General features: G+C 66.8%; 24 protein-coding genes. 14 read left to right on the top strand and 10 right to left on the bottom strand.

Annotated features, from left to right (window positions below; genetic code table 11):
* Window positions 1-10: 10 nt before the first annotated feature.
* Both DM194_RS06465 and recG read left to right on the top strand, forming a co-directional pair.
* The gene (locus tag DM194_RS06465) at window positions 11-2956 is read left to right on the top strand and encodes a chemotaxis protein CheA (RefSeq protein ID WP_111066470.1); all 2946 of its coding nucleotides are present in this window, start codon (window positions 11-13) and stop codon (window positions 2954-2956) included.
* Between the two features lie 390 nt (window positions 2957-3346).
* Window positions 3347-5428 (top strand): ATP-dependent DNA helicase RecG, encoded by a 2082-nt coding sequence (recG, locus tag DM194_RS06460; RefSeq protein ID WP_111066469.1) that lies wholly within the window; start codon window positions 3347-3349, stop codon window positions 5426-5428.
* Here the strand turns inward: recG and DM194_RS06455 are convergent.
* The gene (locus DM194_RS06455) at window positions 5380-6186 is read right to left on the bottom strand and encodes a DUF502 domain-containing protein (RefSeq protein WP_111066468.1); all 807 of its coding nucleotides are present in this window, start codon (window positions 6184-6186) and stop codon (window positions 5380-5382) included. The two genes, recG and DM194_RS06455, sit on opposite strands and share 49 nt — an antisense overlap.
* 82 nt (window positions 6187-6268) lie before the next feature.
* Window positions 6269-6670 (bottom strand): hypothetical protein, encoded by a 402-nt coding sequence (locus tag DM194_RS06450; protein WP_111066467.1) that lies wholly within the window; start codon window positions 6668-6670, stop codon window positions 6269-6271.
* 223 nt (window positions 6671-6893) lie between these two features.
* Here DM194_RS06450 and DM194_RS06445 point away from each other — a divergent pair, with 223 nt between their 5' ends.
* Window positions 6894-7598, top strand: coding sequence for a Crp/Fnr family transcriptional regulator (locus DM194_RS06445; protein WP_111067798.1), 705 nt, complete (start codon window positions 6894-6896; stop codon window positions 7596-7598).
* Between the two features lie 139 nt (window positions 7599-7737).
* On the opposite strand, the gene DM194_RS06440 is transcribed toward DM194_RS06445, so the two are convergent.
* Both DM194_RS06440 and DM194_RS06435 read right to left on the bottom strand, forming a co-directional pair.
* On the bottom strand, window positions 7738-7935 hold the full coding sequence (locus DM194_RS06440) for a hypothetical protein (RefSeq protein ID WP_111066466.1): 198 nt from the start codon (window positions 7933-7935) through the stop codon (window positions 7738-7740).
* A gap of 39 nt (window positions 7936-7974) precedes the next feature.
* Window positions 7975-8169, bottom strand: a complete 195-nt coding sequence (locus DM194_RS06435; protein WP_111066465.1) for a hypothetical protein — start codon at window positions 8167-8169, stop codon at window positions 7975-7977.
* A gap of 262 nt (window positions 8170-8431) precedes the next feature.
* Between DM194_RS06435 and hisE the strand changes: the two genes are divergently transcribed.
* The gene (gene hisE / locus DM194_RS06430) at window positions 8432-8821 is read left to right on the top strand and encodes a phosphoribosyl-ATP diphosphatase (RefSeq protein WP_111066464.1); all 390 of its coding nucleotides are present in this window, start codon (window positions 8432-8434) and stop codon (window positions 8819-8821) included.
* Between the two features lie 68 nt (window positions 8822-8889).
* On the opposite strand, the gene DM194_RS06425 is transcribed toward hisE, so the two are convergent.
* Complete coding sequence (locus DM194_RS06425) at window positions 8890-10524, bottom strand: sensor histidine kinase (protein WP_246024121.1); 1635 nt, start codon at window positions 10522-10524, stop codon at window positions 8890-8892.
* A gap of 573 nt (window positions 10525-11097) precedes the next feature.
* Between DM194_RS06425 and DM194_RS06420 the strand changes: the two genes are divergently transcribed.
* Both DM194_RS06420 and DM194_RS06415 read left to right on the top strand, forming a co-directional pair.
* The gene (locus tag DM194_RS06420) at window positions 11098-12867 is read left to right on the top strand and encodes an ATP-binding response regulator (RefSeq protein ID WP_111066462.1); all 1770 of its coding nucleotides are present in this window, start codon (window positions 11098-11100) and stop codon (window positions 12865-12867) included.
* A gap of 23 nt (window positions 12868-12890) precedes the next feature.
* Complete coding sequence (locus DM194_RS06415; protein WP_162629939.1) at window positions 12891-13058, top strand: hypothetical protein; 168 nt, start codon at window positions 12891-12893, stop codon at window positions 13056-13058.
* Between the two features lie 39 nt (window positions 13059-13097).
* Here the strand turns inward: DM194_RS06415 and DM194_RS06410 are convergent, their stop codons facing one another.
* Together DM194_RS06410 and ftsH are read right to left on the bottom strand one after the other, a co-directional pair.
* Window positions 13098-13859: a response regulator transcription factor gene (locus tag DM194_RS06410; protein ID WP_111066460.1), complete on the bottom strand. Its 762-nt coding sequence runs from the start codon at window positions 13857-13859 to the stop codon at window positions 13098-13100.
* A 488-nt stretch (window positions 13860-14347) separates the two neighbouring features.
* Complete coding sequence (ftsH, locus tag DM194_RS06405) at window positions 14348-16105, bottom strand: ATP-dependent zinc metalloprotease FtsH (protein WP_281280276.1); 1758 nt, start codon at window positions 16103-16105, stop codon at window positions 14348-14350.
* A gap of 263 nt (window positions 16106-16368) precedes the next feature.
* Here ftsH and DM194_RS06400 point away from each other — a divergent pair, with 263 nt between their 5' ends.
* The 4 genes from DM194_RS06400 to DM194_RS06385 all read left to right on the top strand — a co-directional run bounded on the left by DM194_RS06400 (window position 16369) and on the right by DM194_RS06385 (window position 19649).
* Window positions 16369-17190, top strand: coding sequence for an ABC transporter ATP-binding protein (locus DM194_RS06400; protein WP_111066458.1), 822 nt, complete (start codon window positions 16369-16371; stop codon window positions 17188-17190).
* 7 nt (window positions 17191-17197) lie between these two features.
* On the top strand, window positions 17198-17998 hold the full coding sequence (locus DM194_RS06395) for an ABC transporter permease (RefSeq protein ID WP_111066457.1): 801 nt from the start codon (window positions 17198-17200) through the stop codon (window positions 17996-17998).
* Between the two features lie 36 nt (window positions 17999-18034).
* The gene (locus DM194_RS06390; RefSeq protein ID WP_111066456.1) at window positions 18035-19063 is read left to right on the top strand and encodes an ABC transporter substrate-binding protein; all 1029 of its coding nucleotides are present in this window, start codon (window positions 18035-18037) and stop codon (window positions 19061-19063) included.
* A 151-nt stretch (window positions 19064-19214) separates the two neighbouring features.
* A complete protein-coding gene (locus DM194_RS06385) occupies window positions 19215-19649 on the top strand; it encodes an ArsC/Spx/MgsR family protein (protein ID WP_111066455.1) in 435 nt (144 codons plus the stop codon).
* A gap of 6 nt (window positions 19650-19655) precedes the next feature.
* Here the strand turns inward: DM194_RS06385 and DM194_RS06380 are convergent, their stop codons facing one another.
* Window positions 19656-20051, bottom strand: coding sequence for an acyl-CoA thioesterase (locus DM194_RS06380; RefSeq protein ID WP_111066454.1), 396 nt, complete (start codon window positions 20049-20051; stop codon window positions 19656-19658).
* A 108-nt stretch (window positions 20052-20159) separates the two neighbouring features.
* Between DM194_RS06380 and parE the strand changes: the two genes are divergently transcribed.
* The 4 genes from parE to DM194_RS06365 all read left to right on the top strand — a co-directional run bounded on the left by parE (window position 20160) and on the right by DM194_RS06365 (window position 23843).
* Window positions 20160-22148 (top strand): DNA topoisomerase IV subunit B, encoded by a 1989-nt coding sequence (gene parE, locus DM194_RS06375; protein ID WP_111066453.1) that lies wholly within the window; start codon window positions 20160-20162, stop codon window positions 22146-22148.
* A 245-nt stretch (window positions 22149-22393) separates the two neighbouring features.
* A complete protein-coding gene (locus tag DM194_RS06370) occupies window positions 22394-23047 on the top strand; it encodes a hypothetical protein (protein WP_246024120.1) in 654 nt (217 codons plus the stop codon).
* 23 nt (window positions 23048-23070) lie between these two features.
* The gene (locus DM194_RS28930; RefSeq protein ID WP_281280275.1) at window positions 23071-23199 is read left to right on the top strand and encodes a hypothetical protein; all 129 of its coding nucleotides are present in this window, start codon (window positions 23071-23073) and stop codon (window positions 23197-23199) included.
* Between the two features lie 89 nt (window positions 23200-23288).
* On the top strand, window positions 23289-23843 hold the full coding sequence (locus DM194_RS06365) for a hypothetical protein (RefSeq protein WP_111066452.1): 555 nt from the start codon (window positions 23289-23291) through the stop codon (window positions 23841-23843).
* A gap of 16 nt (window positions 23844-23859) precedes the next feature.
* On the opposite strand, the gene DM194_RS06360 is transcribed toward DM194_RS06365, so the two are convergent.
* The gene (locus DM194_RS06360; protein WP_111066451.1) at window positions 23860-24579 is read right to left on the bottom strand and encodes an alpha/beta fold hydrolase; all 720 of its coding nucleotides are present in this window, start codon (window positions 24577-24579) and stop codon (window positions 23860-23862) included.
* A 16-nt stretch (window positions 24580-24595) separates the two neighbouring features.
* Window positions 24596-25141 (bottom strand): hydrolase, encoded by a 546-nt coding sequence (locus tag DM194_RS06355; RefSeq protein ID WP_111066450.1) that lies wholly within the window; start codon window positions 25139-25141, stop codon window positions 24596-24598.
* Between the last annotated feature and the right edge of the window lie 240 nt (window positions 25142-25381).

Here is a 25381-nt window from a genome sequence, read left to right as displayed (position 1 = left end):
GCGGTGCCCCATGAGCAGCGAACTGATCGAGACCCTGTGGCGGCAGTTCGGCGTCGAGGCAGGCGAGCATTTCGACCTGCTGGAAAAGCTGCTCTCCGCCACCCCCGGGGACATGACGGATTCGGAGCGGATCGCCGCCCTGTTCCGCTCCTTCCACTCGCTGAAGGGGGCGGCCCGTGCCATGGACCTCTTCGCGATGGAGGCAGTGGCCCACCGGGCGGAGGCGATTCTCGGCCGCGTGCGCATCGGCGCGCTGCCTCTGACGGAGGAGGTCGCCAGCCCGTTGCTGGACGCGCTCGACGCGTTGCGCGGTCTGGCGGAGACGGGAATGCGCGACCGCCGGGACGGGAAGCCGCCGGCCGACCTCCTGGCGCGGCTCGACGCGCTCGGCGGCGAAACATCCGCCGCCGAACCGGTGCCCGCATCGCCGCCGCCCCCGCCGGCGCGGCTGCGCGAAAACGAGCGGATGCTCGGTCTTTTCGTCGGGCTGCTGCATGACGGCATGGCGACGCTGACCCGTGCGCTCGACCTCGACAACCTGGATGGGGAGGGGCTCCGCACCGTCGACGACACCGCCGACCGGCTGGAACTGGCCTGCGAGCGGCTGAACTTCCTGCCCTTCGCCGACACGCTGCGCCGCTTCCGCGAAGCGCTGGCCGGCCGCGATGCCGACGGCATCCTGCGCGAGCTTCAGGGCGTCGCCACCGCCAGCGCACGCATCGGCCGGTTGACCGGCAAGGATGCCGGGGGGGCCATCCTGGGGACCCTGCTGGCCGACCACAATGCCCAGATTCTGGCCCAGGGCAGCGCCCGCGCCGATGCGCTGCTGTCCGATCCGGCGGCGCTGGCCGATGGGGCCGCGGCCGGCGAACTGGCGGGCCTGCTCGACCGCATGGCGTCGATCCTGGACATCTTGCGGCTGCCCCGCGGTTCCGCCCTGTTGCGGGTTCTGGCCGATGTGATGCGCCGGGCACCGGCTGCGGGTCATGCGGAATGGACCATCCTGTTGGCCGATGTTCGCGGCGCCCTGGCCGATCTGGCGGCGCGGACGTCCCGCGACCCGGCGGCGGATCTCGACGCCGATGGCGCCGTGGCGCTGGAAGGGCGCCTGCGCGCCTTCGTCGATGCCGTTTCCGCCGAAATGGAGGCCGGGGAGGCGCGCCGCCCGCTGAGCGCGGATGAACTCTCCGCCTTCGGGCTCGATCCCGGCCTGCTGCGCTTCCTGTCGCCGGACAGCACCGCCGACCTGCGCGCCGCCATGACCGACCCGTCCGTCCGCCTCTATGAGGTCACCGCCTTCCTGGAGACGTCGGTGGAAGTGGCGTCCGGCTTCGTCCAATGGATGGGCAGCAAGGTACGGGCGATCACCAACTGGCCGGAATTCATCGATGGCAAGACCTGGCTGCGTGTGCTGATCGCCTCGCCGCAGGAGCTTCCCGCCCTGGCCGACGCCTTGACCGGCATCGATCCCGGCGGCGGGTTCCTGCGCATCCGCCCTTGCACCCCATCCGAAACGGCCGCGCACGGCGAGACGGCATCCGCCGCCGGGACGGTCGAGGAACCGGCAGTCCCCGTCTTGCCGGCGGTCGCGCCCACCGCCGCCGCGCCCGCCGCCCCCATCCGTTCCGCCGCGGCTCCCGGCGGCGGCGTGCTGCGCGTGCCGGGGGAGGTGGTCGACCGCTTCATGGCGCGCATCGACGGCATGGTCCTGCTCTCCGGCGACCTGAACGCCACCGCCAACGACCTGCGGCTGGAAAAGGCGTTGGCGGCATTGGCCGAGCGGCTGGGGGAAGGTGATCCCGCCCTGCGCGCCCTACAGGAGGCGGTCGAGCATCACCGCCGCGATCTGCTGGACCTCGACGCCCAACTCAGCCGCTCCGTAGACCGGTTGCGGGAGGCGGCGCTCGACCTGCGCGTCGTGCCCATCGAAACCCTGTTCAACCAGTTCCCCCGCGTCGTGCGCGAACTGGCGCGGATCCAGGGCAAGTCGGTGCGCTTCGTCATGGAGGGCGGCGAGGTGCGCATCGACAAGAGCATGGTCGAGACGCTCTACGACCCGCTGATGCACATGGTCCGCAATGCCATCGACCACGGCATCGAGATGCCGGCCGACCGCGAGGCGTCGGGCAAGCAGCCTCAGGCGACGCTTTGCCTGCGCGCCATTCAGCGCAACAGCCGCGTGGTGATGGAGATCGCCGACGATGGCCGCGGCATCGCCACCGATGCGGTGCGCGCCAAGGCGGTCCGCCAGGGGCTGCTCGGCGAGGAGGACAGTCTGCGGCTCCCGCCCGAGGCGGTGCGCGAGTTCATCTTCGCGCCCGGCTTCTCCACCGCCGACACGGTGACCGAAACGTCGGGCCGCGGCGTCGGAATGGACGTGGTGCGCAACGCCATCACCCGGCTGGGCGGCAGCATCGCCATCCGCACGCGGGAAGGGGCGGGCACCGCCTTCGCCATCGACCTGCCGCTGTCGGCCGCGATCCTGCGCACCCTGCTGGTCCAGGTGGACGATCAGGTGCTGGCGATCCCCGACCGCTTCGTGGAGGAGGTTTGCGGCTTCACCGCCGACGATTTCCACCAGGTGTCCGGCTGCTGGACCGTGATGCGCCGCAAGCGGGTGCTGCCGGTGGTCAGGCTGGCCGACGCGCTGGGCTTCCCGGCGGAAGGCGAATGGCCGCCGGCCGGTCCGGGCCAGCGCCTTGTCGTCGTGCTCCGTCAGGGGAAGCGCAGGATCGGGCTGGAGATCGACAGGCTGTTGCGCCGGGGCGACCTGTTCGTCCGCGAAAGCCATCCCGGCCTTGCCGATGTGCCGGGGGTCGGCGGCGTGTCCCTTCTGAACGATGGACGGATCGTCATCATCCTGGACGGCGACGAACTTTACCGGCTGGCTGCCGCGGCCCAGCGGCGGGAGGCCGCCGCCCAGGCGCTCCACCCCGGCATCGACGCCGATTCATGAAACGGATTTCATGGTCAGGTCAGGTTCGGGACAGCGCGGCCGGGCTAATGTCTTTCTTGTGACGCGGTCGGGCCAGCCCCCCTGATAGACCGGCCCGTCATCCAGAGCGTCTTTTCATCTGGTGTCTCTTCCCGATGGTCCCCTGCCATCGGACATCACCGTCCGGCTTCTCCCGTTTGCCGCTGGACGGTACCTTTCGGCGGAGCGCGTCCAGGGCCAATTTTTCAGGCCGACGTTGCCCCCCACCGCAGGCCCCGGACCTGGGTGTGCTCCGCCGTTCCTTCCTTCCCCTGTTCTCCTTTCCTCCGATTGCGTCCAGCGGCCTTGACGCCGCCGCGCTCAAGCGGCTTTCTGAAGGCCGTCCAAGGCTTTCCCGATAGCGTCCCGCCCGTGCGTCCCGCCATCCTGTTTCCCCTGTTCAAACCGGTCACGGCACTCCCCGGCCTCGGCCCCCGTCTGGGCAAGCTGGTGGAGAAGCTGGCCGGCGCCCATGTGGTCGATCTGCTCTGGCATCTGCCCTGCGGGGTGGTCGACCGACGCTTCTCGCCGAAGATCGCGCAGGCGCCGCACGGCCGCATCGCCACCCTGACGGTGCGCATCGATTCGCACGCGCCGCCGGTCAACCCGCGCCACCCCTACAAGATCCGCTGCACCGACGAGACCGGCGTTCTGGAACTGGTGTATTTCCACGTCCGCGGCGATTGGCTGTCGAAGCAGATTCCGGCGGGAACCACCATGGTGGTTTCCGGCAAGGTGGAGTGGTTCAACGACACTGCCCAGATAACCCACCCCGATGCCGTGGTCCCGGTCGATTCGAAGGAAGACCTGGAACTGGTGGAGCCGGTCTATCCCATGACCGCCGGCCTGCCGGCGAAGACCCTGCGCAAGGCGGTGCGCGCCGCTCTCGGCGATATTCCCCAGCTGGACGAATGGCAGGATCCGGCTTGGCTGGCCCGTCGGCAGTGGCCGGGCTGGGCCGAGGCATTGACCCGCGCCCACACGCCGGAGGACGAGGGCGACCTTGCCGCCACCGCTCCGATCCGCTGCCGCCTCGCCTATGACGAACTGCTGGCGAACCAGTTGGCGCTGATGCTGGTGCGGGCCAGCCAGCGGCGGTTGGCTGGGCGGGTGACGCAGGGCGACGGCGGCCTGCGTCGTGCCGCGCTGGCGGCGCTTCCATTCTCGCTGACGGGATCGCAGGCGGCATCGCTGGAGGACATCTATGCCGACATGGCCGCGGAGCGGCGCATGCTGCGGCTGCTGCAGGGCGACGTCGGCAGCGGCAAGACCGTCGTCGCGCTGATGGCGATGCTCAACGCTGTGGAGGCCGGTGCCCAGGCCGCCCTGATGGCGCCGACCGAGATTCTCGCCCGCCAGCATGCCGAGAGCCTTGCGCCTTTGTGCAAGGCGGCGGGGGTGGAGATCGGGCTGCTGACCGGGCGCGACAAGGGCAAGGCGCGTCAGGCGGTGCTCGACCGGCTGGCATCGGGCGAACTGCCCCTGCTGGTCGGAACCCATGCCCTGTTCCAGGAGGATGTCGCCTTCAAGGATCTGGCGCTGGCGGTCATCGACGAACAGCACCGGTTCGGCGTCCATCAGCGCCTGCAGCTGTCGGCCAAGGGCCGGGCGGTCGACGTGCTGGTGATGACGGCGACGCCGATCCCGCGCACGCTGACGCTGACCGCCTATGGCGACATGGACGTGTCGCGCCTGACCGAGAAGCCGGCCGGCCGCAAGCCGGTGCAGACCGTCACCATCGCGCTCGACCGGCTTGAGGAGGTGGTCAACGGCATTCAGCGCAAGGTGTCCGAGGGGGCCAGGGTCTATTGGGTCTGCCCGCTGGTCGACGAATCGGAACAGAGCGATCTCGCCGCCGCCACCGAACGCCACGCTTTCCTGCGCGCCACCTTCGGGGACCGGGTTGGGCTGGTGCATGGCAAGATGCGCGGACCGGACAAGGACGCGGTGATGGCCGCCTTCGCCGCCGGCAGCCTCGACGTGCTGGTCGCCACCACGGTGATCGAGGTGGGCGTGAACGTGCCGGAGGCGACCGTGATGGTGATCGAGCATGCCGAGCGCTTCGGGCTCGCCCAGCTCCACCAGCTGCGCGGCCGGGTCGGGCGCGGCGAGAAGCCGTCGAGCTGCCTTCTGCTGTTCGATGCGAACCTGACGGAGACGGCGCGGGCGCGGCTGAAGACCCTGCGGGACACCGAGGACGGCTTCGTCATCGCCGAGGAGGATTTGCGTCTGCGCGGTGCCGGCGAGGTGCTGGGCACGCGCCAATCCGGCCTTCCGGGCTTCCGGCTGGCCGATCTGGCGGTGCATGGCGATCTGCTGGCGGTGGCGCGCGACGACGCCCGTTTGGTGGTGGAGCGTGATCCGGACCTCGCCAGCCCGCGCGGGCAGGCGCTGCGGACCCTGCTCTACCTCTTCGAACGCGACGCCGCGGCCAAGACCTTGCGGTCGGGCTGATTCCGGTCGTCGTCCTCATCCCGGTCATGGTCGGCTGGTCGGCCCACCAGGGTCGGGCGGCGGTCGGGCGGGACGACGATGCCGCCGGACATCACCAGCTTCAGCCCGTCTTCCACCGACATGTTCAGCGCGGTCACCTCGCGCCGCGGCACCATCGCCAGATAGCCGGCGGTGGGCGGCGCGCAGGGAATGAAGACGTTGACGATGTCCTCGCCCTGTCCGGCCAACTGCAACTGCACCTCCGGATGGGCGCTGCCGGTGATGAAGCCCAGCGACCACACGCCGGGGCGGGGGTACTGGATCATCACCACTTCACGGAAGGCGTTGGATTTCTTGGCCAGCACGGTCTCGAAGATCTGCTTCACCGCGCCATACACGGAGCGGACGACCGGCATGCGCCCGACCACCCCTTCGCTGACGCCCAGAACCAGCCTGCCGACATAGCCGGCGGCGAAGGCGCCGATCAGCGTGACGACGACGATCACCACCAGCACGCCGATGCCGGGGATCGAGAAGGGCAGGTAATTGTCGGGGTTGTAGGCGCTGGGAATCAGAGGCCGTATATGGCCGTCGATCAGCGAAACGAACCACCAGGCGATATAGGCGGTGATGGCGATCGGGGCGGTGACCAGGATGCCCGCCAGGAAATAGGCGCGCAGGCGTCCCATGAGGCCGATGCCCTCGCGGCGGTGCCGCGCCGGCTCCGCCGGATGCTCATTGTCCTGCGCCTTCTTCGGCTCGTTCGGATCTCCGCTCACGCCCGTCCATCCGCCTGTCGTCTGCCCGCGCCATAGTGGGGCAAGCGCGCCCCGCTCTCAACTGTCGTGTGGAGCGGACGGTTCAGCCGACGAGCGATCCGGCGATCACGCACAGCATGGTGACGGCTCCGGCGATGGCGGCGCCGTCGACATGGTTGGGGAAGGCCTGCCAGAACTCTTCGCCCGAGATCGGCTCCGGCGCGTCGAACTCGTCCATCGACAGACCGGCGGCCATCCCGCCGCAGGTGCGGTCGGCGATCGCTCCCGACAGGTGGGCCATGGCGACGGCCAGATAGCAGAATGTGGTGAAGTCCAGAAGGAAGCCGAGCGTGCTGGTCGATTCACCCAGCGGGCTGGCGGTGAAGCCGGTGGCGGCGACCGTGCTCGCCATGGCGATGGACGCGGCGAAGGGGATCAGGGCGACCGCGAGCAGCCGCCGGGAGTCGACGCGGCGGGCGGTGGGCACGGGGAACAGGGTGGGCATGATCGACGCTCCGGGCAGCAGGAGAGAGGGCGCAGGGGGAGTGGTCGGCGGGATCTGAAGTCCCTTCTGCCCGTTCAGCGTTAACGGAGGGTTGACACCCCCCCATTGGTCACAACGCCTTCCCCCTTTGCGCGTGGCGCGCTATCCTTTCGCGCAACAAGCAATCCGGGCCGGAGGCCGAAACAGTCCCGTGTCAAAAGCCGAGTTGCCGAATTTGGAGGTCATGCCCGAAGCGCCGCAAGGCGGGCTGGACCGCATCGTTCTGTTGCAACCGCTGACGGTAGAGCAGCGGTCGGGCGTGGCGCGGCAATGCCGCTGGCGCCGCTTCGCCCCGGACGAGCAGTTGATCGACCATTGGGCGGAAACCCGTGACGTCGCCTTCATCGTCGAGGGGCGGGTGCGTGTGGTCAGCCACTCCGCCGGCGGGCGCGAGGTCAGCTTCAGCGACATCGAAAGCGGGGAGTTGGTCGGGGAGATGTCGGCGCTGGACGGCCGGCCGCGTTCCGCCTCGGTCGTGGCGCTGGGGGAAGGGGCCTTGATCGCCTTCCTGCCGCCCCGGCCGTTCCAGCAGTTGGTGGCTGCCCATCCCGAGCTGGCGATGGCGATGATGCTGCGGCTGTGCGACAAGCTGCGCAGCGCCACCGACCGCATCATGGAACTGTCGACGCTGGGAGCCAACAACCGCATCCATGCCGAGTTGCTGCGCCTCGCCAAACGGGGAACGCGGCGGGGCGCCTCGGCGATCATCGCCCCAATTCCGGTTCATTCCGACATCGCCGCCCGCGTCAGCACGACCCGCGAGACGGTTGCCCGCGTGCTCAGCGATCTGACCCGTGACGGTGTTCTGGAACGGCGCTCCGACGCACTGGTGGTGCGCGACCTGCCGAAGCTGGAATTGCTGGTCGAGGAAGTCCGCGGCGGCGTGTGACGCGCCGAAGACGGAACTCATCCGGTTGCGGCCCGATCCCGAAAATGGACAGGCCCAAAAACGAAAAGGCCGCGGCGGCCCGTGTGAACGGGCCGTGCCGCGGTCGCCTTTCGGATCGGGACGACGTGCTGCGCCGACGTCAGCGCTGCAGCGTGCGGTACAGGATCGCCAGCGGGGTCGCCTTGACCCAGTCCGCCAGGAAGGCGCCGACCGGACGCATCATGATGGCCGCCGGGGTGGCTTCCAGCCAGTCTGCGACGAAATCGCGGACCGGATGCAGCGACAGGCTGTCGCCATGGATGTCGTGATCACCGTGATGAAGGCTGAGGCTGCTCATGATGGTCTCCGTTCAAGAAGGGGGAGGTCGGCGGCGGGATCAGCGCTTCAGCAGGCCGAAGACGATGCCGGCAGGAGTGGCGGCGAGCCATTCGCGCAGAAAGGCCGCGACCGGACGCAGAACCAGATAAGCGGGGGTGGCTTCGAACCAGGCCACCGGGAATTCGGCGACGGCGTGCAGGGCATCGGTCGAAACGTGGTGATCGGTGCCGGGCTGGAAAGTGGCGGTGGTCATCGTCGGTCTCCATCAAGCTGATGGGAAGACTATATACTGGTATACCCAATGCCAAATACGCTTCCTCTGCATTGCTGGATGCTGCAAAAATTACAGCTGACCCGAGATTTTCTTCGACGGATCATTGAAGGAATAACTAATCAGCAAATCGAACATTTATCCGGCGATCGGCCCGTCGGTGGTGCTCCCACAGCGCGGCTGAAATGTTCGGACAACCAACCAATGTCTTGACAGTCCAGGCTGAAAAAACGACTTCAAGCCCATGGTTCAGTACATCGGTCCCGATCCGCTCCGCAGCCTGTACGAAGCCGTGCAAACCCTGCGGCGTGAACCCTCCGCAGCACCCGAAGCCTCACGCACGGCAAAGCTGCTGGCGCAGGGGCGTGCCCGCATGGCGCGCAAGGTGGGAGAGGAAGCGATCGAGGTGGCGATCGAGGCCATGCGCGGCGACCGCGCCGCGCTGGTGATGGAGGGTGCCGACCTACTCTACAATCTGGTCGTCCTGTTGGCGGATCTGGACATCGCGCCCGACGAACTCCTGGCGGAACTGCGCCGCAGGGAACTTGCCTTCGGAATCGCGGAAAAACTGCCGAAGTCCGACGATCCGATCAACGGCGTGGCAACCGCGGCGGCCAAACGCGGCAAGCGCTGAACCGCACCAATAATGTCTGGATTTTCCATGTGATCGGTTCAAGCGTTTCCGCTCGAACCGATCGCACTTTAGGATGCCTCGTCCTCCTGCGGAAAGATCAGGTCGAAGCGCGTGCCGCCCGTGCGGGTGTAGTGGTATTCGCCATGGATTTGGCGGGCGAAGGCGCGGATCAGATCCATGCCCATGGAGCGCCGTCCCGGCTCGGCCGCCGGCTCCGTTTCGGGGGTGCCTGTGCCGTCGTCCGTCACCGTCAGATACAGCATGCCGTTTTCCGCCCTGAGGCTGATGGTGATCGTGCCGGAGCAGCGATCCGCGAAGGCGTGCTTGAAGGCGTTCGACAGCACCTCGTTCAGGATCAGGGTGAAGGGAACCACCCTGTTCAAGTCGATGGAAACCGCTTCCACGTCGTGATGGATGGCGATCTCCCGGCCCGGGCGCCTGTGGAAGCTGCTGAGATGGCCGACCAGCGCCTCGATGAAACTGTCGAGTTGGACCGAGGAGATTCCGGTCGAGCGGTAAATCTGCTCATGGATCAGTCCCATCGTGTTGATACGGCTCAGCGCTTCGCTGAACGGCGCCTCCAGTTCCGGTGAGCGCTGGGCCTGCAATTCCAGCAGGCTGAGAATGACCTGCAGGTTGTTCTTCACCCGGTGATGGATGTCGCGCAGCAGCACCTCCTTGTCGGACAGCGCCTGGTCCAGGTGGCGGGTACGCTCGGCGATGCGGCTCTCCAGCGCTTCGTTGGCGCGGCTCAGCGCTTCCTGCGCGTCGGCAGCCTGCCGCGACCGGCGCAGGGCGATGACGCCGAGCAGTCCGAGCAATCCGATCGACGGAATGGCGAACAGGGCATAAGGCTCCATCCGGTTGCGCCAGGCCGCTTCGATGGAGGCGATATCGGTGCCATAGACCACATACATCGGGAGATTCGGCACCTTGCGGCGGGCCAGCACCCGTTCCACCCCGTCGAAGGAGGTCACGGCGCGGAAAGTGCCGTCCACATCGGGCGTGGTGATCAGCTCCGGAAACTTGCCGATGTCGGCACGGTCCGGGGCGCTGTCCAGAGGTTTCCGGACGATCGCTTGGCCATCCTCGCGCAGAAGCAGGATGACGTCGCGTGGATCATGCAGCACGGACCGGTAGAAATCGTCGAAATAGGCCGGCAGAAGAGAAAGCAGCACCACGCCCTGGAACCGGTTGCCGGGCAGTTCCATCCGGCGGCTGAGGGTGAAGAAGATCTCCGACTTGATCTTGCCGCTCAGCCGCGGACTGACATGGATGGCGTCGCTAGCAGCAAGATGGGCGCGGAAATACTCGCGGTCGGCGACGCTCAGCTCGCGGATCGGCCATTCGAAGCTGCTGGCGCGGACACGTCCCGTTTCGTCGGTAATCCAGTAGGACTGAACCTCCGGTGTCTGCAAGGCCAGCGTCTTCAGACGTTCATGCAGCAGAGGGGAGTTTTCTATCCGCTCCCATCCCTGATCGTCGACCATCCATTCCAGATGGAACAACGTCATGGCATGGATGCCGAGAGTCTTTGCCGCATGTTCTTCCAGCACGCTGGCGATCGCGGCGCTGCGGCTTTCCGCCTCCTCCATCACCTGGCTGCGGTATTGGTAGGCGGCGATCGCCAGCATGGCGGCTGTCAGGGCAAGGGAGACAGCCAGCAGCGCCAGGACCGCCGGCGAGGCGGCCTTGCGTCCCAATCGAACGGCATCCGTCCCTTGCGTGGACGTCGGAGTCACGGCGGCACGTGCATCCTGTTCGAAGCCGGCAGGGGTCATCTGGACGTGACGTTCCGTTCATGGAGGGCGAAGGCTACGCTCAAGCATAGCGCAATGTCCCGCTTCCGTCATCCTACAACCAATAAGTGATTTCATCTGTATGATTATCTCGTTATGGTCGGTTGGCGGCTTGGGGAGGGCCTGCGGCGGCCTCCAACGGCCTGGGCGTGGAAGGCAAACCATTCGGAACCACGATGGAAAGGGAACCGCCAAGGCTTGATGCCAACGAGTGGAAGCCTCTTGGTCGTGAATACACTGAACCTTTTCTTATGGAAGTTTCTACTTCCGGTCGATGTGGTGTCTGCTGTCCGACGATTATCGACGGCCGGCGACAATCTTCGGTCATATGCGACAAATTGAAACGAATGCTGGGGAGGAAGCCGAATCGGTCTTGGAAGCCGCGACGTACAATGCTTCCATCCCAGCCGAACGTCATACGGGCAGGTCGGGCGGGAGGGCCGGGGCCAACCGGCAAAGGTTACGGGGAGGCAGGACATGACGGGTACCGATGATGGACTGGACGACGAGCTGCTGTTCGGTCCGGAGGACGGGATCGTCATGGCGGAACGTCCCCAACGGCCGTCCGGCCTGGCTTGGCCTGTCCTGGTGGTGGACGACGACCCGCAGGTGCATGCCATGACCGCAGTGCTCCTGCGCGATTTCGACTTCGACGGCCGTCCTTTCGAGGTGGTCAGTGCCCTGTCGGCGGAAGAAGCGAAGGCGGTGCTGGAACTGCGGCCGGACCTTCCCGTTGCCCTGCTGGACGTGGTGATGGAGACGGAGGATGCCGGCCTACGGCTCGTCCGCTACATCCGGGAGGAGTTGGGAAACCAGCGCATGCGCATCATCCTGCGCACCGGCCAGCCGGGGCAGGCGCCGGAGCGCGACATCATCGTCGGCTACGACATCAACGACTACAAGGCCAAGAGCGAGCTGACGGCGCAGCGCCTGTTCACCACGCTGGTCAGCGCGTTGCGGGCGTGGCGCGACATCGTGACGATCGAACGCAACAGGCAGGGGCTGGAACGTATCCTCAGTGCATCGGCCTCCTTGTTCGAGATGCGGTCGATGCGCAGCTTCGTCGAACAGCTGGTGGAGCAGATTGCCCGCCTTGTCGATCCGGGCGGCACCCCCTCCGTGCTTGCCTGCCGGCCGCTGGAGCGCGGTGACGGCAGCCGGCCGGTCGCGCTGGTGGCCGGGCTTGGGGAGTTCGCCTGCAGCATCGGCATGCCCGTTTCCGAGGTTCTCCCCGCAGATGCCGCGGCGGAGGTCGAGGATGCGCTGCGGAGCCAGCGCAACCTGTACCGGGATGACCGTTGTGTCCTGGTTTTCCGCACGCGCGAGCATGGCGTGACCGTCTTCCGGCTGGAGCGGGCGGAGCCCTACACCGCCGACGAACACCGCCTGCTGGAACTGTTCTGCAACCGTGTCGCGATCGGCTTTGACAATGTCTGCCTGTATGAGGAGCTGGTATCGCTGAACCGCTCGCTCGAGCGGCGCGTGGACGAGCGCACCAATGAACTGGCCGCCAACCAGAAGGCGCTGATCCTGGCCAAGGAACGGGTGGAGCGGGCGCTGGAGTGCGAATTGCTGGCGCGCGACCGCCAGCGCCAGTTCCTTGGCATGGTCAGCCACGAGTTCCGCACCCCGCTCGCCATCATCGACAGCGCGGCCCAACTGCTCGCCATGAAGGCGGAGCAGGTGGAGCCGGAGATGCTGGAAAGGCTGGCGGTGATCCGCGGCAGCGTCCAGCGCTTGACCGGCCTGATCGACGCCCATCTGACCGACGAACGGCTGCAGAGCAACGCGCTGGTGCTCGAACGCGTGGAGATCGATCTCCCCGAACTGATCCGCAGCGTCGTCGGCCCATTCCGCGTCGCCTATCCTGACCGTGAATTCCGGATGGAGTTGGATGGGTTGCCGCGTCGCGTGGAAATCGACGCCCATCTCATCGGGATGGTTCTGACCAATCTGGTCAACAACGCGGTCAAATATTCGGGGTCGGGCGACCCGATCCTGTTGCACGGCGATACGGACGGCGCCATGGCGGTGATCAAGGTGACCGATCAGGGCCGCGGCATCCCGGATCGGGAGATACCGCGCCTATTCGACCGCTTCTTCCGCGGTTCAGGCGCCTCGGGCATTCCGGGGACCGGCATCGGACTGCACACGGTGCAGCAGATCGTCCTGCTTCATGGCGGTGCCGTGGCGGTGGACAGCGAACTGGGCAGGGGATCGACTTTCCGGGTCGTATTGCCAGTGTGAAGGCGCCGGGCCTGCAGGCCCGGTTGAGCGACACCAACCACGAGATTGAGCGGCGCGGCAGCGGGGCAAAAGCCGCATTGGAATGCCTGCGCGAGGCGCAGCCGATCGGCGGCTTCAAGCAGGTCGCGGTGGACAGCGTGCCGACCAGGGGATCAGCTTCACGCCGCCGTTCCCGCGTCGGACGCCGGTAGAGACTGACATCAGCGGTCATCAATGTCCGCTGATGTCACTTATGCTTGTGCCGCGCCCACCACCCGGATCGGGGCGGAGAAGACATAGCCGACGCCATGCACCGACTTCAGCGGGGCAGGACCGCCGATGGCGCCCTCCACCTTGTGGCGCAGCCGGCCGACGACGGTGTCGATGGAACGGTCTTCCGGGTTCCAACGGCGATTGTACAGGGCCTGGGAAATCTGATCGCGCGTTGCCGGCTTGCGCGCCTGGGCGGCCAGCAGGCTGGTCAGCTTCATTTCCATGCTGGTCAGGCTGATGCGGATGCCGGCCGGGTTGGTCAGGCTCCATTCCGTCGGGTCCAGCGACCAGCGCGCCTCGTCGATGCCGTCATGGATGGCGTCGGCCGGTGCGGCGGCGCCCGTGGCCTGGATGGTCGACTCGGCGGCACGCTCGTTCAGCCGGCGCAGCAACGACTTCACCTGCGCTTCCAGTTCGCGCAGTTCGACCGGCTTCACCAGATAGGCGTCGGCGCCGATCTCCAGCCCAACCACGCGGTCGACGGTGGAATTGCGGGCGGTGACCATGATGATGCCGGCGCCATGGCCATCGCGCAGACGCGCCGCGATCTTGAACCCGTCCTCATCCGGCAGGTTCACATCCAGGATCACGATGGAGGCGTTGTTGCACTGGAGCAGACGGTCGAGTTCCGCACCGTCGCGTGCGCCGATCACATGAAATCCGCAGCCCGTCAGGTATTCCATCATGTCGGACCGGAGCGAACTCTCATCTTCGACCACGACGATCGTCGGACCTGCCATGCCGAGCTTCCCTTGCTGCCGCGCCTGCGCACACCACCTCAACGGGTAGAACATACCCTGGGATGCCAAAATCTTAAACCAAAGTTGGTTGGCCTCCAAAGCGGCTTGTGAAGCCGTTTCCGACCTGTCCCAGATGACACGTCACAACCTGTCGCAAAAGGTGACATCTCTGTAACACATTCGCGCAAGCGGTCCAGGCCTTTCATGCGGCCCGAAGGCCGTATCCCGGCTGGGGAGCGGCCGCTGCGTCGGTCCGCCGCACGCGGAAACCCGATCAGCCAACTATCGGTTCCCAGGATGAAACTTTGGCCCGGCCGCAGGCGAATGGCGTGATTCATGAAGGAGGGCCCGCTACGCCATTCCGGCCCGAATCAATCTGCGCCCGTATGCACCGATGCGGCATTGCGGGACATTTCCAGCCGGCAAATGCAGGTCGCAAAAAAGGCGGGCCGAAATCGTCGGCCCGCCGCTTCCGGGCTGCGTTGGTCTCAGGCCGCTTCCGTGGCGCGCTCCTGCTGGCTGTCGGCCAGTTCGGTGATCTCGCCGCCGGTCAGGGTTTCGCGCTCCAGCAGGGCCTGTGCGATGCCGTCCAGCGCGGCGCGGTCGGTGCGCAGCAGACGGCGGGCATGCTCCATGCCTTCGTCGGTGATGCGGCGGATCTCCTCGTCGATGCGCCAGGCGGTGCGCTCGGACCGCGCGCCCGGCTCGGCGGCGGCATGGGCGACATAGCCGATCTCCTCGCTCATCCCCCAGGCCGTGACCATGCGGCGGGCGAGGTCGGTGGCGGCGCGGAAGTCGGCCTCCGCACCGGTGGTGACGTGATCGGGGCCGAAGACGATCTCCTCGGCAGCCCGGCCGGCCATGGCGACGGCGATGTCCGCCATCAGCTTGGCACGCGAGACCGAGACGCGGTCGCCTTCCGGCAGCCGCACGACCATGCCCAGAGCGCCGCCGCGCGGGATGATGGTGGCCTTGTGGATCGGGTCGGCCTGCGGGCAGCGCAGGGACACCAGCGCGTGCCCCGCTTCATGCACCGCGATCAGCCGCCGCTCGTGCGCCGACAGGGCGAGGCTGCGCCGCTCGGTGCCCATCAGCACGCGGTCCTTGGCGGATTCGTAATCCGCCATGGTGACGACGACACGGCCCTGCCGCGCTGCCGACAGGGCGGCCTCGTTGGTCAGATTGGCGAGCTCGGCGCCGGAGAAGCCGGGGGTGCCGCGCGCCACGGTGCGGGCGCAGACGTCGGGGGCCAGCTTCAGACGGCCGGCATGGACGCCCAGGATGGCCTCGCGCCCCGCCACGTCGGGCAGGCTGACATGGATATGACGGTCGAAGCGGCCGGGGCGGAGCACCGCGGCGTCCAGCATTTCCGACCGGTTGGTGGCGGCGATCACCACCACGTCGCCGCCCTCGACGATGCCGTCCATCTCCACCAGCAACTGGTTCAGCGTCTGCTCGCGTTCCGAATGGCTGTTGGATTCGCCGCGCTTGCCGGCCAGCGCGTCGATCTCGTCGATGAACAGGATGCAGGGGGCGCTGGCGCGAGCGGTCTTGAACAGGCTGCGGACGCGCGCGGCGCCCAGCCCGACGAACATCTCGACGAAGTCGGAGCCCGAGGCGGCGAAGAAGGGAACCCCGGCCTCTCCCGCCGCGGCCTTGGCCAGCATGGTCTTGCCGGTGCCGGGAGGCCCGACCAGCAGGATGCCCTTGGGCACGCGGGCGCCGGCCATGGCGAAGCGGCGCGGATCCTTCAGGAACTGCACCGTCTCACGCAGCTCCTCCTTGGCCTCGTCCACGCCCGCCACATCGGCGAAGACCGTCTTGGTGTCCTCCGGGCGCACGCGGGTGGCGCGCCCCATGCCGAAGAACTGGCCGCCGCTGAGCAGCAGCGCGCCGATCAGCAGGGCCACGACCAGGAAGGGCGCCGCGCGGTCGAGAACTTGAACCGTCTGCGCCATCAGCCCGTCCGGCCCTTCGTCGAAGGCGATGGCGACCTTGTGGGCGCGCAATTCCTTCAGAAGGTCGTCGGTCACCGGCATCACGGTGCGGTAGCGGCTGCCGTCGGTCGCCACCGCATGGCCGGCGCCGTTCGAGAAGGTCAGGGAGTCGATCTCGCCACGGCCGGCCCGCTCGATCAGCGCGCTGTAGGTCGCCGGCTGTTCGCCTGCCCGCTGGCTGTGATCGTACCATGCCGCGAAGCCGAGCCACGCGGCGAGCAGGGCGGCCAGGGCGGCAAGCGCGATCATCGGACGTTTCGGCAGCGTTGGCATCTCGGCTCCGCGAAAGGATGGGGACTGGCTTTCGGTCTATGACATTGATGGGGGACATGCCGCCGCCGCAGCAACCGTTAACGCCCCCGGTCCCTTCTTTGACACCTTAAGCGGTGCGTTTTCCGAATGCCCGGCTTCGGATTAATCGGCCATCTCAAGAGGTTGCCGATATGCTTTTGTTCGGACAGTATAGTTTCCCAACCAAAGTGATCCGCCCGAACAATAAGGACCACACAGACATGGCCGAGGCCGCCGCGGCACCCGCCCTCCAACTGGACGGCGTGACCTGCACCTTTCCCTCACCCGACGGCCGGGGACGTTCCTATACCGCCGTACAAGGAGCCAGCTTCACCGTCGCGGACGGGGAGTTCGTGTCGATCGTCGGCCCGACCGGCAGCGGCAAGTCGACGATGCTGAACGTCGCCGCCGGGCTGCTGAAGCCCAGCGAGGGCCGCGCGCTCTCCTTCGGGCAGCCGGTGACCGGCATCAATCCCAAGGCCGGCTACATGTTCCAGGCCGAAGCGCTGATGCCCTGGAAATCGGCACTGGACAATGTCGCCGCCGGGCTGGAGTTCCGCGGCGTCTCCAAGGCGGAGGCGCGCGAGCGAGCGCGGCCCTGGCTGTCCCGCGTCGGGCTGGAGGGGTTCGGCGACCGCTTCCCCCACCAGTTGTCGGGCGGCATGCGCAAGCGCGTGGCGCTGGCCCAGACGCTGATCGTCGATCCCAAGATCATCCTGATGGACGAGCCCTTCTCGGCGCTCGATGTCCAGACCCGCCAGATGATGGAGAACGAGCTGCTCGACCTGTGGGCGGCGGACCGCAAGTCGGTGGTCTTCATCACCCACGACCTGGAGGAGGCGATCGCCATGTCCGACCGGGTGCTGGTGCTGTCCGCCGGGCCGGGCGCCCGGCTGATCGGCGAGTACCGCATCGACCTGGAACGGCCGCGCGACGTGGCGGAAATCCGCATGACGCCGCAGTTCCTGGCCCTTCACAAGGAGATCTGGGGCCAGCTGCGCGACGAAGTTCTGAAGGGCTACGCCCAGACCAAGCTGCGGTGACGACATCATGACATCCCATGCCAAGCGCCTGCCCAGCCGTCCGGTCATCCTGCTGATGCAGCTGGGCGTCCTGATCTCCTTCTTCCTGATCTGGCACGTCCTGACCGCGACGGGAATACTCAGCCCCTTCTTCTTCGGCACGCCGGGGGCCGTGCTGGCCCGCACCTGGGCGGATTTCGCCTCGGGCGTGATCTGGTACCATCTCGGCATCACGCTGCTGGAGACGGCGCTGGCCTTCGTCATCGGAACCGTGGCCGGCATCGCCTTCGGCTTCTGGTTCGCCCGCGCACCTTTGGTCTCCCTTGTCTTCGACCCCTACATCAAGGCGATCAACGCGCTGCCCCGCGTGGTTCTCGCGCCGATCTTCGCGCTGTGGCTCGGGCTCGGCATCTGGTCGAAGGTGGCGCTGGGGGTGACGCTGGTCTTCTTCATCGTCTTCTTCAACGTCTATCAGGGCGTGAAGGAGGTCAGCCCGGTGGTGCTGGCCAATGCCCGCATGCTGGGCGCCAGTTCCCGCGACCTGTTCCGGCATGTCTATTTGCCATCGGCCCTGTCCTGGGTGTTCTCCTCGCTGCACACCGCCGTCGGCTTCGCCATGGTCGGCGCGGTGGTGGGCGAATATCTGGGCTCCGCCGCCGGGCTCGGCTACCGCATCCATCAGGCGGAAGGCGTGTTCGACACGGTCGGCGTCTTTTCCGGCATGCTGGTGCTGACGATCTTCGTCGTCCTCATCGATGCCGCCGTCACCATGATCGAGAAGCCGCTTCTGCACTGGCGCCCGCAGGACAATCACGGCGGGCAGCACTGAGTTCCTTAGGAAATATCAATTTGGGGGAGGAAAACAATGATGCTCAAATCGCTGATGGCCGCCGCCGCGGTCGCCCTGACCCTGGGAACGGCCGGATTGGCCGCGGCCCAGCAGAATCTTGAGAAGACCGACATCAAGATCGCCGTCGGCGGCAAGCCGCTGCTCTATTACCTGCCGCTGACGCTTGCCGAGCGGCTGGGATACTTCAAGGATGCCGGCCTGAACGTCCAGATCAACGACTTCGGCGGCGGCGCCAAGAGCCTTCAGGCCCTGATCGGCGGCTCGGCAGACGTGGTGACCGGCGCCTACGACCACACCATCCAGATGCAGGCCAAGAGCCAGCCCATCGTGGCGGTGGCCCAGCTCGGCCGCTATCCCGGCATCGTGCTGGCTTCCGTCAACAAGGCCGGCACCATCAAGTCGGTGAACGACCTAAAGGGCAAGAAGGTAGGCGTGACCGCCCCCGGCTCCTCCACCAACTTCATGCTGAACCATGTGCTGACCTCCATGGGCTTGAAGCCTGAGGATGCCTCGGTCATCGGCGTCGGCGGCGGTCCCAGCGCCATTGCCGCGATCAAGCGCGGGGAAATCGACGCCATCGTCAACCTCGACCCGGTGATCAGCCAGGCGCAGGCCGACGGCGACATCACCGTCCTGCTGGACACCCGGACGGAAAAGGGCACCATGGACGTCTATGGCGGTCCCTATCCCGCCGCGGTGCTCTACATGAAGCCCGACTTCATCAAGGAGAATCCGAAGACCACGCAGGCGCTGACCGACGTTTTCGTCCGCACCATGCTGTGGCTGAACAAGGCCAGCACCGACGACGTGCTGAAGGTGCTGCCGGAGGAGTATTTCCTGGGCAACAAGTCGCTCTACGCCCAGGCCTTCGAGCATTCCAAGCCGACCTATTCGCCGGACGGCCGCTTCACCCAGGCCGGTGCCGATGCCGCGCTGAAGGTGCTGAAGGCTTTCGACCCGGCCGTGGCGTCGACCAACATCGACCTGTCCAAGACCTACACCAACCAGTATGTCGAGGATTCGCTGAAGCGCCTGCAGCAGTGAGCCTCGCGGGCCGGGCCGGAATACCCATATAATAATTGTGGGCGCGGCATTCCGTCGCGCCCATTTTCATGATGCACTGCCGTTAGACTGGACGAAATCGGTCCTGATTGCTTCCCGGATCAGGATCCCCCATCCAACAGCGGAGTGCCCGATGGCCAAAGTGATTTTCTACGGAATGGCCGGTTGCCCAGCGAACGCCAAGCAGAAGCAGCAGCTGACCGCCGCCGGTCACACGCTGGTCGAACGCGATCTTGCCACCGCCGATTTGACCGCTGCCGACCTCCGCGCCTTCTTCGGCGACAAGGATGTCGACGCCTGGTTCAACCGCCGCGCCGCCGCCGTGAAGTCGGGCGCCGTCAATCCCGATGCTCTCGACGAGACCGCCGCGCTGTCCGCCATGCTGGCAGACCGCGAGTTGATCCGCCGTCCGCTGATCCAGTCCGGCGACCGCCGCGAGGCCGGCTTCGACCCCACCACGCTGCATGGCTGGATCGGCCTGACCTCCGGCGAAAGCTGCGACGACAAGCATGCCCGTGGCCAGTGCGACCACGGCCACCAGCATTTCGTCAAGGCACCGGCCGCCTGACGGGGCTCACTCCGGCGGCACTTCACGCGGCTTGCGGTCCTCGCCGATGGCGACATAGGTGAACACGCCTTCCGTGACCTTGATCGGGTCGGAGCCGGAGCGTTCGCGCCGCACCCAGGTCTCGATGCGGACGCGCAGCGAGGTGCGGCCGACCTTCTCGATCCGGGCGAAGCAGCTGACCTCGTCGCCGACGAAGACCGGCTTGTGGAAGGTCATCGCCTCGATGCCGACGGTGGCGACGCGGCCATGGCTGCGCCGTACCGCCACCGTGCCGCCGGCCAGATCCATCTGGGCCAGCAGCCAGCCGCCGAAGATGTCGCCGTTCGGATTGGTGTCCGCCGGCATGGCGATGGCCCGCAGGGCAGGGCCGTTGTCGAAGTCGTATGCGTGCGCTCCGCTCATGCTTCCTCCGGCGTCTCGAAAATTTCCTGCACAAAAGCTTGTGGCACCGCACTATAAACGGCACAGGATGCGCTTGCGCACCCCTGACGAAATTCCTATCATCCCGTCATGAGCGACCTTTTCGAGAACACGGCCCCGAAGGCCGACAGCTACTCTGCCCAGGATATCGAGGTTCTGGAGGGGCTGGAGCCCGTCCGGCGCCGGCCGGGCATGTATATCGGCGGCACCGACGACCGTGCGCTGCACCATCTGGTGGCGGAGGTTCTGGACAACGCCATGGACGAGGCGGTGGCCGGACATGCCAGCCGCATCGACCTGGAACTGTCCGCCGACGGCACGGTGATGGTGCGCGACAACGGGCGCGGCATTCCCATCGACGACCACCCGAAATATCCGGGCAAGTCGGCGCTGGAAGTCATCATGACCACGCTGCACTCCGGCGGCAAATTCTCCAACAAGGTCTACCAGACCTCGGGCGGCCTGCACGGCGTCGGCCTGTCGGTGGTGAACGCCCTGTCGGACCGGCTGACGGTGGAGATCGCCCGCGAGAAGCAGCTCTACGTCCAGGAATACAGCCGCGGCCTGCCGCTGGGGCCGCTGGCCCATCGCGGCAACGTCAACCGCCGCGGCACCACCATCCGCTTCCATGCGGATGCCGAGATCTTCGGCGAGAGCGCCCATTTCGAACCGCACCGGTTGTACCGGCTGGCGCGCTCCAAGGCCTATCTGTTCCGTGGGGTGGAGATCCGGTGGAGTTGCGACCCGTCGCTGCTGTCGGTGGACGCCACCACGCCGGCATCGGAGACCCTGCATTTTCCCGGCGGGCTTCAGGACTACCTGACCGCGGCGCTGAAGGACCGCAAGACGCTGACGCGGGCGCCCTTCGCCGGCGCGCTCGACTTCCCCAACGGCCAGGGCCGGGTGGAATGGGCGGTGGCGTGGCCGGATGACGACGAAGGCTTTTCGCACACCTACTGCAACACCGTGCCGACTCCCCAGGGCGGCACCCATGAGGCCGGCCTGCGCACCGCGCTGACCCGCGGCCTGAAGGCCTATGGCGAGCTGACGAACAACAAGCGCGCCGGGCAGGTCACCGCCGACGACGTGATGGGCGACGCCTGCATCCTGCTGTCGGTCTTCATCCGCGAACCGCATTTCCAGGGCCAGACCAAGGAAAAGCTGGTGACGGCCGAGGCGCAGCGCCTCGTCGAAACCGCGGTGAAGGACCATTTCGACCATTGGCTGTCCGGCGATCCGCAGAGCGCAAACGCCCTGCTGGAGCGCCTGATCGAAAAGGCGGAAGAACGCGCGCGCCGCAAGCAGTCCAAGGAGATGACGCGCAAGTCGGCAACCCGCCGCCTGCGCCTGCCCGGCAAGCTGGCGGACTGCTCGCGCAACTCTCCCGAGGGTACCGAACTGTTCCTGGTGGAGGGTGACTCGGCCGGCGGCTCCGCCAAGCAGGCGCGCCAGCGCGAGACCCAGGCCATCCTGCCGCTGCGCGGCAAGATCCTGAACGTCGCCAGCGCATCGGTCGACAAGATGAAGGCCAATCAGGAGTTGAACGATCTGGTCCAGGCGCTGGGCTGCGGCACCGGCAAGGACTTCTCGACCGACAAGCTGCGGTACGAGCGGGTCATCATCATGACGGACGCCGATGTCGACGGCGCCCACATCGCCTCCCTGCTGATGACCTTCTTCTACCGCGAGATGCCGGGCCTGATCCAGGAAGGCCACCTGTATCTCGCCCTGCCGCCGCTCTACCGCCTCAGCCACGGCAACAAGCAGGTCTACGCCCGCGACGACGCCCACAAGGACGAGCTGCTGTCGAAGATGTTCAAGGGCAAGAAGCCCGACATCAGCCGCTTCAAGGGCTTGGGCGAAATGATGCCGGCCCAGCTGCGCGACACGACAATGGACCCGTCCAAGCGCTCGCTTCTGCGCGTGGTCGTGCCCAATGCCGCCGATCCGGAAGAAAAGCCGGAATTCGAGCGTACCCGCTCCCTGGTCGAGGAACTGATGGGTAAGAAGGCGGAGCTTCGCTTCCGCTTCATCCAGGACAACGCGAAGTTTGTGAAGGCGGATGATATCGACGTTTAGTTATTGCTCCTGTTGACGGACCTGTCTGAACAGGCATTCGGAATGTAACGGATGACCTTGCCGCATGGGACGGCAGGTCATCACGTCGCCGAAGGCACCGCCATGACAGGCGCAGCGTCGGCTGGACTCCAAGTGGAAAACATCGCGCAAAATTCCCGCTTTTGGGGAAGCCTTTGCTTGGTTTATCATCCTGGGCACAGGCATTCCGGAATTTATCCGCGACGTTTTCCGCCCTCAGGAGACGCATGCACCCCTTAGCCTTTCCCGGAGCGAACATTCCGGCTGACGCCCTCCCGCCGGAGATTGTCGCCGAAGCTCTTTCGTCACTGACTCCTTTCGCCACCGACCTGTTCATGCCGCGCTACGAGCCTTGCGAAGTCGGGCGCTGGCAGTTGCGGGTGGCACCGATGCTGGTGAGCTCCGGCTATTGGAGTCCAGCGATGATGACGACCGGGACCGCCGCCCTGTTCCGACGGGAGGCGGATGGCGACCCTCGCTGCTGGATGTCGATGACGCCGATGGAGATCGAAAGTCAGGAGATCGGCGTGCGCGCCGCCACCGGCCATACGGTGGTGATGGGTATGGGCATGGGTTGGGCGGCGGTGAACGCGGCGCTACGGCCGGAAGTGACGCGGGTCACCGTCGTCGAACTCGACCCTGATGTGATCGAGGTCAACCGGCGCATCGGCCTGTTCGACCAGCTTCCGGCCGAGGCCGTGGCGAAGATCGTTCTCGTCAACGCCGATGCGCTGGAATTCCGTACCGCGGAGCCAACCGATACGCTGATGACCGACATCTGGCTGCCGATCAATGGCGACGAGCGGATGGAACAGTCCCGGGCCATGCGCGCAACACCGGCGCGCGGCGGGTCTATGTCTGGGGCCAGGAACTGGCAATAGCCCGCCGCGCCCGAACGCAGGGTGTGGAACTGACCGACGCGACTGTCGCAGGCATCGTCGCGGAGTTCGGCCTTCCCCTGATCGGGCCGGAACGTCCCGATTATCCGTCATTGATTGCCCGCGCCGCGGACAAATGGCTGCGGGATCTGTAACGGACCCGGTCCATCGGGCAGGGGTGCACTCGCCCATCCGGCAACCGCTCCCCATATCCGGCCCAGCGATACCAACGGACGATCCGATCATGCGCATGCTCCCGCCGCTCGCCGCCCTGCTGATGGGTGCTTCGGTCCTCGCCGCCTGCACCAACGAGAGGGTGGTGGCGAACGAACCGTCCTCCGCCTATACGCTCAGCGAGGTTTCCTACGGGGCGGGAAACCGCGACCTGCGGGTGGTTCTGCATGGCGACCCCTTCGGCCTGCCGCCGGAGCGCTTCGCGGAAAAGGTTCTGCCCCACATGCAGAACCGCGTGGCCGGGGTGAAGACCAACCTCACCACCACGCCGAACGACACGGCGCGGCGGGATTACAAGGTGGTTCTGGCCTTCAACGTCGCGGAGACGATGCTGAACTCGTCGCTTTGCACGGATGGGCCGATCCCGACGTCGCCGCCGGGCGGACCCATCGTCGTGCAGGGGGCGTTCTGCCGCTCCGGCGGCGCGCTGACCTCGGCCACCGGCTGGCTCGACCGGCCGCAGGGGCCGGACGATCCCGATTTCCGCAACCTGATCAGCGACATGACCTTTGCCCTGTTCCCCAGCCGGCGGGCCGGCCTGTTCTGCGGCGGCATCGACTGCTGACGGCAGTGGCGGGCCGTCAGTCCCGCAGCAGCCAGTCGCGCATCAGGGCGGTCACCGCCTGCGGCTGCTCCATTGCCGACAGGTGCCCGCAATCCTCGACCAGCACCAGCCTCGCGCCGGGGATCGCTTCGGCCATCTCCTCGTGCAGGGCGGGCGGGGTCAGCACGTCCTGGCGTCCGCAGACCACCAGCGTGGGGCAGCGGATGGCGGAAAGTCCGGGGCGGCTGTCCGGGCGGTTGATGATCGCCTCCTGCTCGCGGGCATAGCCGTCCACCCCGACCCGCTCCATCTGGTTCAGCACCGGCCTGACGAACCCCTCATCGGCCATGCGGCCGGGGTGGATCAGGCGGGGCAGGGCGGCGCGGATCACCTGCCCATAGCGGCCCTGGCGGGCGAGCGCGACCGCCTCGCGCCGGGTGACGCTCGCCTCCGCCGTGTCGGGGCGGGCGTTGGTGTCGAGCAGCGCCAGCCTGTCAACGCGCTGCGGCGCCCGGCGCAGGATCTCCAGGGCGACATAGCCGCCCATCGACAGGCCGGCGACGGCGAAGCGGTCGGGCGCCGCCGCCAGCACCTTGTCCGCCATGGCGGCGATGGACTCGCAGTCCGCCAGCTCGACCACCTGCGGGTCGGCGACATCGGCGAGGTGGCGGAGCTGATGGTCCCACAGCGCCGCGTCCAGCGGCATGCCGGGCAGCAGGATCAGGGCGGGGCGTCCGGGCGTGGGGCTGTTCGGCATCGGGCTTTTCCTCCGCTCACTTCACCAGGGCGACGATGACCTTGAAGACCGGCGTGCCGGCCCGTTCCATCCATTCGAACAGGACCATCTCTGTGGTGACGATGGTGACGCCGGCGGCGCGCATCCGCTCCAGCGCGGCGGCGTGGTTGGCGGGGGTGCGCGAGGATACCGCGTCGGCGACCAGATAGACCTCATGGCCCTGCTGGCGCAGCCCCAGCGCGGTCTGCATGACGCAGACATGGGCCTCCGTCCCGCACAGCACGATCTGCGGACGCTTCAACTCTTCGATCGCGGTGTTGAAGGCCGGCTCGCCGGTGCTTCCGAAGGTGATCTTCTCGATCACCGGGGTGCCGGGCGGCAGTTCGGCGCGCACCGCTTCCACCGTCGGCCCAAGGCCGCGGGAATACTGCTCCGTCACCAGCACCGGCACGGACAGGGCCGCCGCGGCCTTCAACAGCATCCCGGCATTTCGGACGACGCGGGCGGATTCGTGGATGGCCGGCAACAGGCGTTCCTGGACGTCGACCACAACCAGCACCGATTCCTGGGCACGAAGAATCATCAAATGCACTCGACCGTTCCATTTGGGGCATGGCGTCCTTGTCCAGGGCGCCGGCAATGGCCGCGACTCGCGGCAACGCCGTCGGACAGCCTAGCGCAGAGCATCGATTTCGCCAACGCGGCGTGTTTTCGCGCCTATTTTCGGCATCGGAACATCGGATCTATTGACATGTCGCTTTGTCTACCTATTCTTCGGGCTCATCCAGGCATCGGGCGATGATCGCTCGATTTGCGCACTCCA

Source organism: Azospirillum ramasamyi, assembly GCF_003233655.1.
In the GTDB taxonomy this organism is placed as follows: Bacteria; Pseudomonadota; Alphaproteobacteria; order Azospirillales; family Azospirillaceae; genus Azospirillum; species Azospirillum ramasamyi.
This window is presented reverse-complemented; position numbering and strand designations above follow the sequence as displayed.